Source organism: Pseudomonas sp. C8002, from assembly GCF_013385765.1.
GTDB lineage: Bacteria > Pseudomonadota > Gammaproteobacteria > Pseudomonadales > Pseudomonadaceae > Aquipseudomonas.
In genome coordinates, this window is record NZ_JACAPJ010000052.1 from 1 (window position 1) to 15,608 (window position 15,608).

Sequence of the window (15,608 nt, forward strand, 5' to 3'; positions counted from 1 at the left end):
AAAGACCTTTTGGTTACTTTTGGCTGGGCCGGCATTCCGGGCGTTTGCCAAAAGTGACCCGCTGTAAGAGCGGAACCCTAAGTGGCCGTTACCGAAGAAACGGATATGTACCCCATTCCCCTCACCCAACCCATCTCATCAAGCTGAAATCTTGGCCCGCCAGCAAAACACCGCACTGACCGCAATCGCCGCCCCCGCCACGCCAAACACCCAAGGCGCCGACGCCACCGGCAACAACAACCCCGCCAGCAAAGGCCCAAGCCCCGCCCCCACATCACGCCACACCGCATTCGACGCCAACGCCGAAACCCGCATCGCCCCCGGATTACGCTCCGCCACCAGCGTCGTCACCAACGGCAACTGCAACGCCCGCAACACCAACACCGCCGCCGCCCCCACAATCACCCAATGACTACCAAACGCCCCCAACGCCAACGCACTGAGAAACGAAAACAGCAGCAACATCGACGTAGCACCAAACTGCTGCGCAGCACGCCCCCCCAGCGGGCTCAGAAGCAACTCCGACACATAACGCAACGCCATCAACCCACCGGCAATCAATACCGCATTGCCACCCAACAGCTTCTGCGCCTGAATCGACAGGCCAAAGATAAACAGCCCATCCAGCGCCACCCCTTCGATAAATGACCAGGTCGCCACACTGTCAGGCAACTTGAACCGCCGCCCCGGCGTGCCATGCAAATTGTGACCCGCAGTCGGCAACCCCCGCGCCATCCACAACCCCGCCAGGCAACACACCGCCAGAATCCAGAAGATCGGCCGCGGCCCCACCTGCAACGTCAGCCACCCACCCAACGGCAAGGCCAGCATCGGCCCCAGGGCAATCAACGCCCGCGACCGCCCCGCCCGCCGCGCCGCACCCAGCGGTTCAGAGGTAGCCAATACTTGAGTGGAAAGGTTCAACGCCGCAAAACACAGGCCCCAGACCAACCGCAGCCCGAGCAAGGCCGCAAACCCGGACAGCATCGAGTTGCCAAGAGCACACACCGCCGCCGCGCCGGCGGCAATGGAGCACGTCAGCCGATCACCGTTGCGGGCGTAGAAATTCAGAACATGCTTGTAGCCGAAGATCCGCACCAGGCGGTTGGCCGCCAGCAGCACCCCGGCCTGGGCCAGGGTGATACCGAACGCCTGGGACTCCATCGGCAGCACCAGGTACAGCAACACGTCACTGGGCAGGCACAGGCCAAGGGTCAGCGCGGCATGGCGGGAGTGGGAATCAGCACTGCGTTGGGCCAGATCAGACATAAAAGCTGAAACATTCAGAATTATTTAGACGGCCACGGTAGCCGTCTACCTCAAGGTTTTACAAGGCCCAAATGATTAAACCTTGGCGCCGTCCTGCATCAGGCGCAACCCGCTGGCCACCGCGCCCACCAGGGCAAACCCGCAGCCCAGCCACAACGCGTACTGCGGGCCGCTGCTCAGGGACAGGTGGAAACACAACGCCACCAACGAAGCGCCGAGTGTCTGCCCCATCAACCGCGAAGTGGCGACGATCCCGCTGGCTCCCCCGCTGCGGGCAATCGGTGCGCTGGTCATGATCGCCTTGAGGTTGGGCGACTGGAAAAAACCGAACCCGGCGCCACACAGGGCCATGCGCCAACCGATGTCGAAGGTCGAGGCGTCGTTGCCCAGGGTCGCCAGCGCGGCCATGCCCGCGCTCAACATCACCAGGCCGATGCCGCACAACAATGCCAGGGAGATACGGTCCGCCAAGCGCCCGGCAATCAGCGCCATCACCGCGACCACCGCCGGCCACGGCGTCATCAGGAAACCGGTGGCCACCTGGCTGTGCCCCAACACGGTTTGCAACAGGAACGGCAGCGACACAAACGCCAGCCCCTGGGCGCTGAACGCGCAAATCGCGGTGAGGGCCGACAAGGTGAACAGCGGGCGCTTGAACAGATCCACCGCGAGCATCGGCGCCGGGTGCCCGGCCTGACGGCGGATCAGCAACAGCCCGCACAGCAGCGCCACGGCGATCAGCCCCAGCGTCAACACCGCCTGCGCACCGTGCACCGCCGAGCCCAGGCCCAGCACCAGCAGGGCAAACAATCCGGCGCAGAGAATTGCCGCCAGCCGGTCGAAGGCATGCCCGGTGATCGGGATCACCGGAATCGCCCGCACCCCGAGCCACAGGGCCAGTGCCCCCAGGGGCAGGTTGATCAGGTACAACCAGTGCCAGGTAGCCACCGATAGAATCGCCGACGCCGCCGTCGGCCCCAGGGTAAAGGCCAGCCCTACCACCAGTGAGTTATACCCCAGCCCCCGGCCGAGGATTTTTGCCGGGTAGATGTGCCGCAGCAGCGCAATGTTGACGCTCATGATTGCCGCAGCGCCCAGGCCCTGCACCACCCGGGCGGCAGTCAGCGTCGGCAGTGACCAGGCCAGCCCGCAAAACAGCGACGCCACCACAAACACCAGCAAGCCGCCGAGGAACACCCGGCGGTGGCCGACCACATCACTCAGGGACGCAAAGGGCAGTACCGCGGCAATGGTCGCCAACTGGTAGGCATTGACCACCCAGATCACCGAAGCGGAGTCGGTGCCAATCCCTTCGGCCAGGGTCGGCAACGCGGTGTTGACGATGGCCGTGTCGAGGGTCGCCATGCCGATCCCCAGGGAAATGGCGACAACCGCCGCTAGACGCTTATCACTGGGCAACCCATCAGCTACTGAAGACATGGACAATCCGCACACGTGGCAAAGGTGTCTAGATTACGGGCAGCGGCCTTTTTTTTCAGCGGGCAAATGTGCGGCTGTCGAAATATTCATGTTCAGGTGCGCCATTTGCCCATCTGCGCCATCTGCACCAGCACCTCGGCCAGGGCGGGCTGCGGCGCGCTGTTGACGGTGACCAGCGCCACACAGCGGCTCGGCCGCAAGGTGGCCGCTGCCGTGACGGCACGACCGCCGAGATCGAACCCACCCAGCACAGCCTCGGGAATGTGCAAGGCGTTCATCAGGTCCAGAACGTCCTGGCCGAGAACGACTTCCTGAGTGACGGCGGGCGCAGCCTTGTCCAGTTGCGTGGTGCTGCCATGGCCTCGCAGGTACGGGATGACTACCCGAAAGCCTTGGGACACCAGATGCGGCGAGACCTCGGCAAAACGCTCAAGGTCGCCGTCAGCCCCATGCAGCAAAATGATCGGCCGGCCGCCTTCCGGGCCGGCTTCGTAGTAGCCGATATCCAGCAGGTCGGTGCTGACCTGGCGGATCGTCCAGGGCGCAGGCGCCGCCCATACCGGCAGTGACAACGCCACTGAAGCAATGGCGGTGGAAATCAGAAAGCGACGGCGATTGAAAAAAGACATGGGTTTATAGCTCCGAAAAATTCGACACTGGAAGGTCGTCAACAACCCCCACAATCAACTCGCTGCCGATCCAGCCGGCCAGCCACTCACCGGCTTTTGCCACGCCCTCCTCCTCCCCCAGGCGCTCCACCAGAAACTCGCACAACCCGGCGAAACTGCCGTCACCTTGCAGGTGCACCAACGCCTGGAACTCCAAAGCCTCGACTTGCCGCAAGCGCGAGGTGAACTGGCGACGCCACACCAGCAGCCCACCGGCCTCGGCCAGCATCAGCGCCTCGGGCGCCGGGGTTTGCTGCCACAATGCCGACCAGATCGCCTCGGCGTTGGTGGTCAGCCCATGGCAGCGCAGCGACGGCGTGAGTTGCAGGCGTGCCGTGTCCCAATCCACCGACGCCAGCACGTCCATGGGCAACGGGCTGGCATCGGCGGCGACAAACGCTTCATTGAGCGACGACTCGATCCAGGCCAGTTCATGCACGTCGGGATTGTTGGGAAACAGTTCGCCCAGGGTCAGGTGAAAACCCTCGGGATAGACGTCCAGGGTCCAGGCATGGGGCGGATGCCGGTCGATATGGCTGACGCACGCGGCCAGGAACGCCTCGTCCCCGACCCAGCGCCGCAGGTTGGGAAACGCCTGTTCCAGGCAACCCACCAATTGCGCGCGGTAGTTGTTCTGATACACCGCCAGTCCCGCGGCCTTGTTACCCAACATCTCGGCCGACTGCTCCGAGGCACTCACCAGCCAGGTATGAAAAGCCTGCTGCCATTGCGCGAGATTCATGAGCGCACCTGCGAACGCTTGTAGGCCTCGGAGGCACCGAGCATGCGGGCGATCGACAGCTCCTCCAGCAGCTCTGCCAGGGGCGGGATCTCGTCATCGCGCTCGATCATCGTGGCGACCGGGCCGAGCAACGCAACGGCCTTGGCATACAAGTCCCAGACGCCGTCACACACCGGGCTGTCGTGGCTGTCGATCAGCAAATCGCGGCCCTGGCTATGGCCGGCCAGGTGAATTTGCCGGACCCGCTCGGCCGGAATCCCGTCGAGAAACGCGAGAGCGTCAAAGCCATGGTTGCTGGCGCTGACAAACACATTATTGACGTCCAGCAACAGCTCGCAGCCGGTGCGCCGGGACATGGCGGCGATGAATTCCCACTCGCTCATGGACGCGTCATCAAAGGCCAGGTAGCTGGACGGGTTTTCAAACAGCATCGTGCGGCCCAACACTTCTTGAGCCCGGTCGATATTGGCGCAGACCCGGTCCAATGCCTCATGGGTGTAAGGCACCGGCAACAGATCATGGGAGTTGAAGGCCCCACTGCGGGACCAGCTCAAGTGGTCGGACACAAACAGCGGTTCGATCTCGTCCACCAGCGACTTGAGGCGTTTCAGGTAATCGCGATCGAGGCCCTCGGCCGTGCCGATCGACATCGACACCCCGTGCAGCGCCACCGGATACCGCTCGCGAATCTGGCGCAGGATGTGCCGGGGCTGGCCGCCCGCGACCATGAAATTCTCGGAGATCACTTCAACGAAATCCACCGCCACCGGGTTCTCCAGGAACTCGCTGTAGTGTTCCTTGCGCAGCCCCAGGCCATAGCCTGGAAAACGCGGGTTGGGTGTCGGCATCATGTGGTCTCCGTTGCATAAATAGGCGGCGGGCCCAACCTGGGCCCGCCGGGGTGTTACTTCGGTTCGGTAGTGGTGCCACCCAGCTTCAGGCACTCGGACGGGGTCTTGACGACAACGCCCTGGCCCTTGCAGCTGTTGAGGCCCTTGCAATCGTTCTTGGCCGTGGCGCACAGGCTTTCGCCCTTGCAGTTGTTCACGCCGTAGCAGCGACCCGGCTGTTCCGGCTGGTCGGCGGCGCTGGCGGCCGCCGCGAAGGAAGCGGACGCCATGGCGATCAGGGCGGCAGCAGTGGCAAGGCTCAAGCGGGATTTGATGGATGTGCTCATGGGTATTACTCCTCGGGGGTGGGGTTTATTTGATGACGGATGCCGCGTCTTCGATGACCTTCGCCACAGCCTCGGGCTGGGAGATGTACACCGAGTGGCTGGCCTTGATTTCAGTGACTTTCGAGCCGGCGCGCTTGTACATCCAGCGCTGCAGATCGGGGCTCAGGGCACGGTCTTCGGTGGAAACCACGGCGTAGGTCGGCTTCTTGTGCCAGGCCGCGGCCCACACGGTGCCGCCGAACAGCGCGGTGGTGGCCGGCACCTGGGAGGCGGCCATGAAGTCGGTGCGGTTGGTGGTCAGGTCGGCAGCAAAATCGGCATTGAACTTGGTGCGATCAAAGAACAGATGCCCGTCGCGGGTCTGCATCACGTCATTGCTCGGCGCCGGCATCGACGACAGCAGCTGGCTCATGTTCTCGCCGACTTCCGGTTGCAGGGCCGAGACATAGACCATCGACTTGACCTTGTCGCGGTCACCGGCAATCGAGATCACCCCGCCGCCGGAGCTGTGACCCACCAGCACCACCGGGCCGACCTGCTGCTCCAGCACTTCGCGGGCCTCGGCCACGTCGGCGGCGAGGCTTTCATGGCCCTGATGCACCACGGTGACCTTGTAGCCCTTGTGAATCAGGATGTCGTGCACCACTCGCCAGCCGGAGCCGTCGACAAAGGAACCGGGCACGATCACCACGCTTTTACCGGTGCCCGGCTGGGGCTTGGCTGCATCGGCGGCCGAGGCCACCAACGGTGTAGCGAGTGCCATGGCGATCGCCAGGGAAGAAAGAATACGCATGCGACTCTCCACAGGCCTTGGGGCCTGATCATTGTTGTGAAAGGGTTAACGGCGTTGGCCGGACAGCACGCGGTCCAGTGACCAGGCCCCGCCGCCATACGCCAGCAGCGGCAGCAACAAGCCCGCCCAGGTCAGGTGGGTCGGCCAGGCGTCGGGGTACACGAACACCTCGATCACCAGGGTCATGCCCAACAGCGCGGCAGCCGCCGGGCGGGTCAGCAGGCCCAGCACCAGCAACAGCGGGAACAGATGCTCGGCGTAGGTCGCCAGGTGCGCTGCCCAGTCCGGCGGCACCAGCGGCAAGGCGTATTCCGAGCGAAACAAGGTGTAGGTCGACGGCTTGAGCTGCAGGAAACCGGTCACCTTGGTGCGGCCCGAGAGGAAAAACACCGAAGCGATCCCGAGGCGGGCCACCAGCAACAGCAGCGCCTCAGGCAGCACACGCTTGAGCACCGCAGGGGCCAGGGCAATCATGGTTGTTCCGTCAGGCTGCCGAAGCCTTTGGGGGTTTTGATCTGGGTGCAGGTGCCTTTGTCCACCAGCACCCAGGCGTTGCCCTGGTAATCCGCCTTGGCGGTGCCGGCGCAGGAAGTCCCGGCACCGGCGGCGCAATCGTTGGCACCGGCGAGGGACACGCCGAAGCATTTTTCCTGAGGCTTGGCATCCTCGGCATGGGCGGTGGCGGCGAAGGCACCGAGGGACAATGCGAGGGTGGCGGCAAGGGCTGCGTAATGGCGCTTCATTGTTGAATCTCCTGGCTTGACTGAATGTGGCCAGGGCGCTTGTGCGGTGGGTGACCGCCTGCGCCATCTGGTAGACAGATTTAAAGCCAGGCGTGTATCCCGTCTGTGTCGCGTTTCCTCCTTCTATTCATGCCGGTGTATCAAGTGGGTGCTGATACACAGTCTGATACACAGCCAAAAAAACCACGCCAAACCACCGCCGTTTTATTCGGCATCCCGAACGACACAATTAGAAATATTCGCCTTTCCGAACACCCACCTTCCCCCGCCTTCGACGACCTCAAAAATCCCCATAAATTTCATACGGTTGTTGTCATCTTTGTTACATGCCAACTGGCATACATTCTGCTACATCAGGTTTTCTAGTAATAAAATGTTTCTAAATTGAAACAGTCTCATCGCCTGAAACCCAACGGCCCCGCGCCCTATAACAACGTCCATGCCCCAAAGGAGGGCGACAACTCTCACCTTTTTGATCGACTTCAACTCTCCAAGCCTGCTGCCGCACGTAAGCACCCAAAAGGGCGAATGGCCTGATCGCCAATAACAAGCCCGACTACAAAAAAGGACAAATTGATGAGTTCGAGCAAATACCCCGCAGTGTCCTTCACGGACCTCGTCCCCCAGGCCCCGGACCACACCGAGAATGCAATCGGTTTCGGCCCCTTTCTCTTGTTGGCGCGCCAGCATGTATTGCTGCGCAACGGCGAGCCGGTGACCCTCGGCAGCCGCGCCTTGTACCTGCTGATCGCCCTCGCCAGCCGGGCTGGCGAGTTGCTGGAAAAGTCCGAGCTGATCTCTTTCGCCTGGCCCAAGGTGGTGGTGGAGGAATGCAACCTGCGCGCGCAGATCGTTGCGCTGCGCCGGGCGCTGGGGGATGACGGCAACTTCAGCTACATCGTCACCGTGCCAGGCCGGGGTTATCGGTTTGTCGCGCCGGTGACGATGCAGGCAGTGAGTGAAGGCGCCATCGCCCAGGCGCTGGTACCCGCCCCGACGGTGGACGTGCCCAACCTGCAACCGCCGCCCAGCACAGTGATTGGTCGCGAACAGCTGATCCTGAGCCTGGCCGACCAGGTACTGAGCCAGCGTTTCGTGACCATCACCGGCCCCGGCGGCATCGGCAAGACCACCGTGGCCCTGGCCGTGGCGCAACTGCTGCAGGGCCGCTTTCACCAGGGCATGTGCTTCGTCGACCTGGCCCCCGCCACCAGCGGCCAATGGGTGGCCGGCATGCTCGCCAACGCCCTGGGCATTCAAAGCGTAAGTGACGAGCCCTTGCAAAGCGTGGCCTCGATGCTCGCCAACAGCCCGTTGCTGCTGGTGCTCGACAACTGCGAACACGTGCTGCAAGCCACCGCCGACGCGGTCGAGGTGCTGCTGCGTTGCGCGCCCCAGTGCTGCGTGCTGACCACCAGCCGCGAGCCGCTGCGGGCCGAGGGCGAACGGGTACACGACCTCGCCCCGTTGCTGGTGCCGGACGAAGACGTGAACTTGAGTGCCGAGCAAGCCATGACCTGGTCGGGCATCGCGTTGTTCATCGAACGGGTCAAGGCCCTCGACCCCGGCTTCGTGTTCAAGGACACCGACGTCGCCGCCGCCAGCGCCATCTGTCGCAAGCTCGATAGCAACGCCCTGGCCATCGAAATCGCCGCAGCGCGGGTCCGCACCTTTGGCATCCAGGACCTGGTGGGGTTGCTCGACGGCAGCTTCCGCCTGCAAATGACCGGCCGGCGCACCGCCCTCGCCCGCCACCGTTCACTGAGCGCGACCCTGGACTGGACCTACTCGATGCTCACCGGCGACGAACAGGCCATGTTGCGCCAACTGGCGGTGTTCACCGGTTCTTTTACCCTGGACGCGGTCAAGGCCATGACCGCCAGCAGCACCCTCGATGCCCGCAATGCCCTGCCCTTGCTGGAAAGCCTGATGGACAAGTCGCTGCTGATCGCCGGTGAATCGCAGTTGCTCAAGCGCTACCGCCTGCTGGAAACCACCCGCGCCTACGCCCTGGAGAAACTCAACGAACACGGCGAAGCCGACGCCACCCGCCAGCGTCATGCACTGTATGCGCTGGGCGTATTGCAGGAAGCCGGGCAGACCCTCGACGGGCTTTCTCCCGAGACCTGGATCGGCCTCTACGGCCCGGAAATCAACACCATCCGCACCGCGCTGGAGTGGGCCTTTTCAGCCTCGGGCGACCTGCCCACCGGCATCGAACTGACCCTGGGCGGTGTGCCGCTGTGGCTGCGCCTGTCGCTGGTCAGCGAGTGCCGCACCTGGGTCGACAAAGGCCTGGCCAGCGCCGCCACCACCCCGCTGCCGCTGCCGCTGCGCCAGCGCATGCTGTTGCAAACCGCCCTGGCCAGCGTGCTGATGCTCACCTATGGCACCGGCGGGCCAATGCGCGAAGCCTGGCGCCAGGTGCGTGAAGACGCCCGCGACCTGGGCGATGCCGAGCACAAGCTGCGGGCGCTGTGGGGCCTGTGGAGTGACCGCTGCGGCTGCAACCAGTACGCCGAAGCACTGGAATTGGCCGAGCGCTACATCAGCCTGAACAACTGCGGCAACCAGCAACTGCTGGGTAAACGCATGCGCGCGCTGGCGTTGTTTCACATGGGCGACCTGGCCGGCGCCCGACAGAATATCGACGAGGCGCTGGGGTCACCGTCAGCGCCGCGCTCGCATATTATCGACGTGCATTTTGACCAGCGCATCGCCGCCCGCTGCCTCAAGGCACAGGTGCAGTTGCTGGAAGGCGATGTCGACCCGGCGCTGCGCCTGATCGGCAGTTGCGTCGATGAAGCCATCACCCTCGATCACCCCGCGACCCTCTGGTACACCCTGTGCCTGGGGGCAATTCCCCTAGCGCTGTTGGCGTCCAACCTGCCCAAGGTGCGGTACTACCTGGGCTTGCTGCAAGACAGCACGACCCAGCAGGACCTGCACATCTGGCGTCAGTTTCGACTGTGCTTCGAGAGCATCCTGCTGATCCGCCAGGGGTCGCCCGAAGAAGGCGTGCCGTTGCTGGGTGAGGCCTTGCATCACCTGCATGGGCAAGGCGACAGCCAGCTTTATAGCTTGCTGCGTTGTGAATACGCCCTGGGGCTGGCGCGGCTGGGCCTGGAGAAACTGGCGCTGGAGGTGTTGGAAGACACCCTGCAATTGGCGCTGGGCCGGCATGAGCGCTGGTTCGTGCCGCAGATGTTGCGGATCAAGGCGCAGCTGATTCTGCGCCAGGCCCAGTACGGGTCGGTGGACAAGGCCAAGGTGTTGCTGCGCCAGGCGTGGGTGGATGCGCAACTGGCCGGGGCGCATTTCTGGCGGGCGCAGATTGCCAGTGACCTGGCCAGGTTGCAGGAGCCGAAGATGCGGATTGCTTCGTTGCCAAGGTTTCAACACCGGTAGAGGCTGCCGGCAGGTAACGGTAAAAAGGGGACAGATTTATTTTATAAATAAATCTGTCCCCTTTTCGCTCTTTTTGAACTCCGGCAGCCGCGCTATTGATCCGCCGCATAAATGACGGTTTGCGCACTGTCGGGCGCAGCGGGTCGGCGGGTGAAGTAGGTGTCGCCTTCATCCGTATGAATCTCATATTCAAACTTGCTGGTCGCGCGGCCCGTGGCGGTGGCGTGCTTGATGATCTTCAGCACGCGCTGGAATTTCACACTTTGGGTACCGTTCTGGTTGGGCCCGGTGAGCACGTTGACGCTTTGAAACCAGCCGTCGTTCTTCTTGTTCGCCACCAGGGCGCCGGTCATGGCTTCAAACCGCTCCAGCCGGGTAAAGCCCCACAATGTCTGCTCTTCCACGGTTTGGCCGAGGGCCGCAGAGCCGGTAAACACGAACAGGTTGATCGCCGGGCTGTCTTCACAGAAGAAATCGTAAGGCACCAGGCCGTCGACCATTTTCTTGCCGGCCACGAAGCCTTTTTTGTGCACCTGAAACATCGCCACCTCCACGCCAATGGCGTCACTGAACATCAGCTCACGCAGGAGAAAAGTCTAAAGGCGCAGGGCGTACAGGGCGGTCAAGCCAATGTAATATCGTGTAAAGATCCCACCCGAGGCAGGATGATTTCCACGCTCAACCCGCCGGACGGCTCGTTGTGCGCCTCGATGGTGCCGCCATGCATTTCCACGGACCTCAAGGCGATCGCCAGGCCCAGTCCGAAACCGGCATCGTTGTCATTCGGGCCACGTTCGAAAGGCTCGAAAATACTCCGCAGCCGCAGGTTTTCAACTCCCGGCCCCTGATCGGTGATCAACACCCGCAGCCAGCGCGTGTCGGGGCTGACCTCCGCCGAAACCCGCACCGTGGTATCAGGCTGCGTGTAGCGCACGGCATTTCGAATGACATTTTCGAAACACCGATACAGCAGCTCGCCGCTGGCCCGACTGACAAAGTCCGGACACGCCTGCAAGCTGACACTGCAGCCTTTGATACCCGCCTCGAACTGAGCATCCTCGACAATCACGGCCAGCAATTCGACGATATCCACCGGCTCGCGCTCGATGCTTTCGGGACGGCCCTGCACACGCGCCAGGGTCAGCAGCGCCTCGATCAGCGTGTCCATGCGCGCCGATTCACGCTGGATGCGCCCGAGCATTTCCTGGCGTGCCGGGTCTTGCTGCAACAGCCCGATGGCCACTTGCAGGCGCGTCAACGGTGAGCGCAGTTCATGGGAGATGTCGTGCAGCAGCTGTTGCTGGGCCTCCACCAGCAGCTTGAGCTGGTTGGCCATGCGGTCGCAGTCTTCGGCCAGGTCGACGATTTCATCACGGCGCTTGCCCATCATCGGCCGCACCCGGGTTTCGAAGCGGCCCAGCGCAACGTCGCCCATCGCCCGCCGCAGATAAGCCAGCGGCCACGCCAGGTAGTAGGCCATGTACCCACTGAACAGCGCGCTCATCAGCGTGCCGATGATCAGCGGGATCCAGTGGCCCAGGCGCCCGGGTTCGTGGGGAGGATGGGAAGACCTGAGGGACAGCGCGGCCCCGTCCTTGCTGATCAGCGACTTTTCATAAGCCACCTGCGAGACCGGCGTGCCGGCCAGCAATTGACCGGCACTGTCATAAACGCCAATGGCTTGGCCGTGGGGTGGCTGCCACACCGCCAGGAGCTGGCGGCCCGACTCGACACCGTACTGTTCCAGCAACTGTTCTTCGCTGGCCAGGATCGCATCCAGATGATGGTCCCCGGGGCCCAGGCTGCCCGCCACGAGAATGCTCAAGCCCACCAGGAACGTCAGGCTGGTGGCCAGCCAAAAGGCCAGGAACAGTTTCCAGAACAGCCGGCTGGGTTTCATCATTCGGCGATCAACAGGTAACCGAGGCCACGCACGCTCTGGATCCAGGCCTTGGCATCCGGGCGCGGGCCCAACTTCTGGCGAATGCTGCTGATATGCACGTCGATGCGCCGGTCATAGCGGGTCAACGGGCAGCCCAGGGCATTGAGCGACAGGTCCTTTTTGCTCACCACCTGGCCGGCGCACCGGGCCAGCACTTCAAGTAGGCTGAATTCGGTACTGGTCAGCCCCAGTGCGCAGCCTTTCCAGAGGGCCTGGCGCTTGCCGGGCCAGAGCACCAGGGCGCCGGTCTTGATCACGTCAGCGGCCGGCGGGTCCACGGGCTGCACCCGGCGCATGATCGCGCGCAGGCGCGCCACCAGTTCACCCGGGGAACTGGGCTTGGGCACATAATCGTCCGCGCCGAGTTCCAGCCCGGTGATCCGGTCGATGTTGTCGCCCCGGGCCGTGAGCAACACCACCGGCACCTGGCTGCTGGCCCGGATACGCCGGAGCACCTCGATGCCCGAGAGCCTGGGCAGCATCACGTCCAGCACCACAATGCTGTAGCGCCCCGACAACGCCTCAACTTCACCCTCCTCGCCGGTGTGCACGCAGGTCGCCTCAAAGCCTTCATGCTCCAGGTATTGGCCCAGCATTTCAGTCAGTTCCTGGTCATCGTCGACTAGCAATACGCGGATCATGGCGAGCTCGTGAAAGGGTACCCCCACAGTATCGCCCAGCCTCATCGCCCCGGGGCCAACCTTTACCTAACTTGACACTTGGTTAACCGCACCAAACCCGCGCCGCTCTTATGCTTGCCGTCCACCCGTCTGGCCGCGTTGTGGTGACCCGTCTGCGGCGAGTCATCCCGGCGCGCTTGCGCTGCTTGTCGATGTGTTCTGGAAAAGATCTTGATGAATTTTTCGCGCCTGCTCTGCTCGGTTGCGCTGCTGCTCAATGTCACACTTGCACACGCTGAAGCCTTCAAAATCTCGGATATCCGTATCAACGGTCTGCAACGGGTCTCGGCGGGCAGCGTGTTTGGTGCCTTGCCCCTGAACGTGGGGGACGAGGCGGATGACCGACGGCTGGTGGATTCCACCCGTGCGTTGTTCAAGACCGGCTTCTTCCAGGACATCCAATTGAGCCGCGACGGCACGGTGCTGATCATCAATGTGGTCGAGCGCCCATCGGTGTCCAGCATCGAGTTCGAAGGCAACAAGGCCATCTCCACCGAAGACCTGCTCAAGGGCATGAAGCAGTCGGGCCTGGCCGAGGGCGAGATCTTCCAGCGCGCCACCCTGGAAGGCATGCGCAACGAACTGCAGCGCCAGTACGTGGCCCAGGGTCGCTATTCGGCCACGGTCGACACCGAAGTGCTGCCGCAGCCGCGTAACCGCGTGGGCCTGAAGGTCAAGATCGACGAAGGCTCCGTGGCCGCGATCCAGCACATCAACGTGGTGGGCAACCACGTGTTTACCGACAAGGAACTGATCGGCACGTTCACCCTCAAGACCAGCAACTGGCTGTCGTTCTTCACCAACGATGACAAGTACGCCCGTGAAAAACTCACCGGGGACCTGGAACGCCTGCGCTCCTATTACCTGGACCGTGGTTATATCAACATGGACATCACCTCGACCCAGGTGTCCATCACCCCGGACAAGAAGCACGTCTATATCACCGTCAACATCAACGAAGGCGAGAAATACACGGTGCGTGACGTGAAGCTCAGCGGCGACTTGAAAGTGCCCCAGGACCAGCTTGAAGCCCTGTTGCTGGTGCAGAAAGGCCAGGTGTTCTCGCGCAAGCTGATGACCACCACCTCGGACCTGATCACCCGGCGCCTGGGTAACGACGGCTACACCTTCGCCAACGTCAACGGCATGCCCACGCCCCACGATGAAGACCACACCGTGGACATCGTGTTTGCGGTCGACCCGGGCAAACGGGCCTACGTGAACCGCATCAACTTCCGTGGCAACACCAAGACCGACGACCAGGTGCTGCGCCGGGAAATGCGCCAGATGGAAGGTGGCTGGGCGTCGACCTACCTGATCGACCAGTCCAAGGTTCGCCTTGAGCGCCTGGGCTTCTTCAAGGAGGTCAACGTCGAAACCCCGGCCGTGGCGGGGGTCGACGACCAGCTTGATGTGAACTACGCGGTCGAAGAACAAGCGTCCGGCTCGATTACCGCCAGCGTCGGTTTTGCCCAGGATGCCGGGCTGATCCTCGGCGGTTCGATCACCCAGAACAACTTCCTGGGCACCGGGGATTACGCCAGCCTGGGCCTGACCCGCTCGCAGTACCAGAGCAAGTACAACATTGGCTTTACCAACCCCTACTTCACGCCGGACGGGGTGAGCCTGGGCTATAACGCGTTCTACAGTGCCACCGATTACAACAACTACTACGACGATGGCAGCGGTGTTTCCTACTACTCCATCAACAGTTACGGCCTGGGGGCCACACTCGGCTACCCGATCAATGAAACCTCGCGGTTGAGTTTCGGCCTGACGGTGCAACACGACAGTATCGACCCGGGCATCTACAGCTCTGATGAGATCTACGATTTTCTTCAGCGCGAAGGCAGTGAGTTCACCAACTTCAAGGCGAATCTTGGGTGGTCGGAGTCGACGTTGAACAAAGGCGTGATGCCGACCCGTGGTTACTCGCAGAACCTGAACCTGACGGTGACGCTTCCGGGCAGTGACTTGAGTTTCTACAAACTCGATTATTCCGGGCAGACATTTGTGCCGATCACCAATTCGACGACGCTGCGTTTGCATACCAAGCTCGGTTACGCCAACGGGTACGGCTCGACGGACGGCCTGCCGTTTTATGAAAACTACACGGCCGGGGGTGAAGGTTCGGTGCGCGGGTTTGAAAGCGGCACGCTTGGGCCGCGCAGTACGCCGGCGACCGGGGCGTATGCCAGTGCGGGCCAGCAGTACTACAGCGACCGCAGTCCCGAGGCGTTGGGGGGCAACATCCTGATTACCGGGGGGGCGGAATATCTGTTTCCGATGCCGTTCCTTAAAGATAATAAATCGGTGCGTACGTCTGTGTTCTGGGATGTGGGTAACGTGTATTCGGACAAGTGTGCCCTCAGTACTACCCAGGGTTGTAATGGGGTTGACCTGAGCCAGCTGGGCGCTTCTGTGGGGGTTGGGGCTACGTGGTACAGCCCGTTGGGGCCGTTGAGTATCAACCTGGCGTTGCCGGTTCGTACGCCGGAGAATGCGACCAAGCAGGTGTTCCAGTTCTCCATGGGGCAGAATTTCTGATCTGCCTGGGTACATATCCGTTTTTGCGGTTATGGCCGCTATTGGTTCCGCTCTTACAGCGGCTCACTTTTGAAAAGCGCAAAAGTCCAGTTCGGCCAGCGTGGTTTAACGGGGCGCCCAAGATCAAGATCAAAAGCAGATCAAGAGCACAGCGGCCTACCGGCCGGCTTGAGTGTTTAAAAGCCAAATCAAAAGCTAA

At 62.5% G+C, this 15,608-nt stretch carries 14 protein-coding genes; 2 read left to right on the forward strand and 12 right to left on the reverse strand.

From position 1 onward, the window contains the following. Positions 1-138: 138 nt before the first annotated feature. From HX814_RS31025 to HX814_RS31065, 9 genes are all read right to left on the reverse strand, one after another. Positions 139-1,269 (reverse strand): MFS transporter, encoded by a 1,131-nt coding sequence (locus HX814_RS31025; protein ID WP_177010090.1) that lies wholly within the window; start codon positions 1,267-1,269, stop codon positions 139-141. A 75-nt stretch (positions 1,270-1,344) separates the two neighbouring features. Continuing rightward, positions 1,345-2,709: an MFS transporter gene (locus tag HX814_RS31030; protein ID WP_102606436.1), complete on the reverse strand. Its 1,365-nt coding sequence runs from the start codon at positions 2,707-2,709 to the stop codon at positions 1,345-1,347. Between the two features lie 92 nt (positions 2,710-2,801). Continuing rightward, on the reverse strand, positions 2,802-3,338 hold the full coding sequence (locus tag HX814_RS31035; RefSeq protein ID WP_177010091.1) for an alpha/beta fold hydrolase: 537 nt from the start codon (positions 3,336-3,338) through the stop codon (positions 2,802-2,804). A gap of 4 nt (positions 3,339-3,342) precedes the next feature. Further along, complete coding sequence (locus HX814_RS31040) at positions 3,343-4,119, reverse strand: DNA-binding domain-containing protein (RefSeq protein ID WP_177010092.1); 777 nt, start codon at positions 4,117-4,119, stop codon at positions 3,343-3,345. Beyond that, entirely contained in the window at positions 4,116-4,967 is an 852-nt protein-coding gene (locus HX814_RS31045; RefSeq protein WP_177010095.1) for a DUF692 domain-containing protein, read from the reverse strand. Before HX814_RS31045 ends, HX814_RS31040 begins: the two co-directional genes overlap by 4 nt. Before the next feature lie 56 nt (positions 4,968-5,023). After that, complete coding sequence (locus HX814_RS31050; RefSeq protein ID WP_003211275.1) at positions 5,024-5,296, reverse strand: hypothetical protein; 273 nt, start codon at positions 5,294-5,296, stop codon at positions 5,024-5,026. A 25-nt stretch (positions 5,297-5,321) separates the two neighbouring features. Beyond that, complete coding sequence (locus tag HX814_RS31055) at positions 5,322-6,089, reverse strand: alpha/beta fold hydrolase (RefSeq protein WP_003211274.1); 768 nt, start codon at positions 6,087-6,089, stop codon at positions 5,322-5,324. 45 nt (positions 6,090-6,134) lie between these two features. Then, positions 6,135-6,563, reverse strand: coding sequence for a DoxX family protein (locus tag HX814_RS31060; RefSeq protein ID WP_003211272.1), 429 nt, complete (start codon positions 6,561-6,563; stop codon positions 6,135-6,137). Beyond that, positions 6,560-6,832: a DUF2282 domain-containing protein gene (locus tag HX814_RS31065; protein ID WP_003211270.1), complete on the reverse strand. Its 273-nt coding sequence runs from the start codon at positions 6,830-6,832 to the stop codon at positions 6,560-6,562. Before HX814_RS31065 ends, HX814_RS31060 begins: the two co-directional genes overlap by 4 nt. Before the next feature lie 576 nt (positions 6,833-7,408). Here HX814_RS31065 and HX814_RS31070 point away from each other — a divergent pair. Next, complete coding sequence (locus HX814_RS31070; RefSeq protein ID WP_177010093.1) at positions 7,409-10,240, forward strand: winged helix-turn-helix domain-containing protein; 2,832 nt, start codon at positions 7,409-7,411, stop codon at positions 10,238-10,240. A 92-nt stretch (positions 10,241-10,332) separates the two neighbouring features. Here HX814_RS31070 and HX814_RS31075 read toward each other — a convergent pair whose 3' ends face one another. From HX814_RS31075 to HX814_RS31085, 3 genes are all read right to left on the reverse strand, one after another. Next, on the reverse strand, positions 10,333-10,782 hold the full coding sequence (locus HX814_RS31075; RefSeq protein WP_043225222.1) for a hypothetical protein: 450 nt from the start codon (positions 10,780-10,782) through the stop codon (positions 10,333-10,335). A gap of 80 nt (positions 10,783-10,862) precedes the next feature. Further along, a complete protein-coding gene (locus tag HX814_RS31080) occupies positions 10,863-12,143 on the reverse strand; it encodes an ATP-binding protein (RefSeq protein WP_177010094.1) in 1,281 nt (426 codons plus the stop codon). Further along, entirely contained in the window at positions 12,140-12,823 is a 684-nt protein-coding gene (locus HX814_RS31085) for a response regulator transcription factor (protein ID WP_003211262.1), read from the reverse strand. The genes HX814_RS31080 and HX814_RS31085 overlap by 4 nt, the downstream gene beginning before the upstream one ends. Positions 12,824-13,036: 213 nt before the next feature. On the opposite strand from HX814_RS31085, the gene bamA reads away from it, so the two are divergent. After that, positions 13,037-15,409 (forward strand): outer membrane protein assembly factor BamA, encoded by a 2,373-nt coding sequence (gene bamA / locus HX814_RS31090; RefSeq protein ID WP_134326193.1) that lies wholly within the window; start codon positions 13,037-13,039, stop codon positions 15,407-15,409. Positions 15,410-15,608 lie beyond the last annotated feature (199 nt).

What these genes read in the sequence shown, in the direction of transcription:
- HX814_RS31025 (WP_177010090.1), bottom strand. Translation starts at nt 1,269, where the DNA reads ATGTCTGATCTGGCCCAACGCAGTGCTGATTCCCACTCCCGCCATGCC.
- HX814_RS31030 (WP_102606436.1), bottom strand. Translation starts at nt 2,709, where the DNA reads ATGTCTTCAGTAGCTGATGGGTTGCCCAGTGATAAGCGTCTAGCGGCG.
- HX814_RS31035 (WP_177010091.1), bottom strand. Translation starts at nt 3,338, where the DNA reads ATGTCTTTTTTCAATCGCCGTCGCTTTCTGATTTCCACCGCCATTGCT.
- HX814_RS31040 (WP_177010092.1), bottom strand. Translation starts at nt 4,119, where the DNA reads ATGAATCTCGCGCAATGGCAGCAGGCTTTTCATACCTGGCTGGTGAGT.
- HX814_RS31045 (WP_177010095.1), bottom strand. Translation starts at nt 4,967, where the DNA reads ATGCCGACACCCAACCCGCGTTTTCCAGGCTATGGCCTGGGGCTGCGC.
- HX814_RS31050 (WP_003211275.1), bottom strand. Translation starts at nt 5,296, where the DNA reads ATGAGCACATCCATCAAATCCCGCTTGAGCCTTGCCACTGCTGCCGCC.
- HX814_RS31055 (WP_003211274.1), bottom strand. Translation starts at nt 6,089, where the DNA reads ATGCGTATTCTTTCTTCCCTGGCGATCGCCATGGCACTCGCTACACCG.
- HX814_RS31060 (WP_003211272.1), bottom strand. Translation starts at nt 6,563, where the DNA reads ATGATTGCCCTGGCCCCTGCGGTGCTCAAGCGTGTGCTGCCTGAGGCG.
- HX814_RS31065 (WP_003211270.1), bottom strand. Translation starts at nt 6,832, where the DNA reads ATGAAGCGCCATTACGCAGCCCTTGCCGCCACCCTCGCATTGTCCCTC.
- HX814_RS31070 (WP_177010093.1), top strand. Translation starts at nt 7,409, where the DNA reads ATGAGTTCGAGCAAATACCCCGCAGTGTCCTTCACGGACCTCGTCCCC.
- HX814_RS31075 (WP_043225222.1), bottom strand. Translation starts at nt 10,782, where the DNA reads ATGTTTCAGGTGCACAAAAAAGGCTTCGTGGCCGGCAAGAAAATGGTC.
- HX814_RS31080 (WP_177010094.1), bottom strand. Translation starts at nt 12,143, where the DNA reads ATGATGAAACCCAGCCGGCTGTTCTGGAAACTGTTCCTGGCCTTTTGG.
- HX814_RS31085 (WP_003211262.1), bottom strand. Translation starts at nt 12,823, where the DNA reads ATGATCCGCGTATTGCTAGTCGACGATGACCAGGAACTGACTGAAATG.
- bamA (WP_134326193.1), top strand. Translation starts at nt 13,037, where the DNA reads ATGAATTTTTCGCGCCTGCTCTGCTCGGTTGCGCTGCTGCTCAATGTC.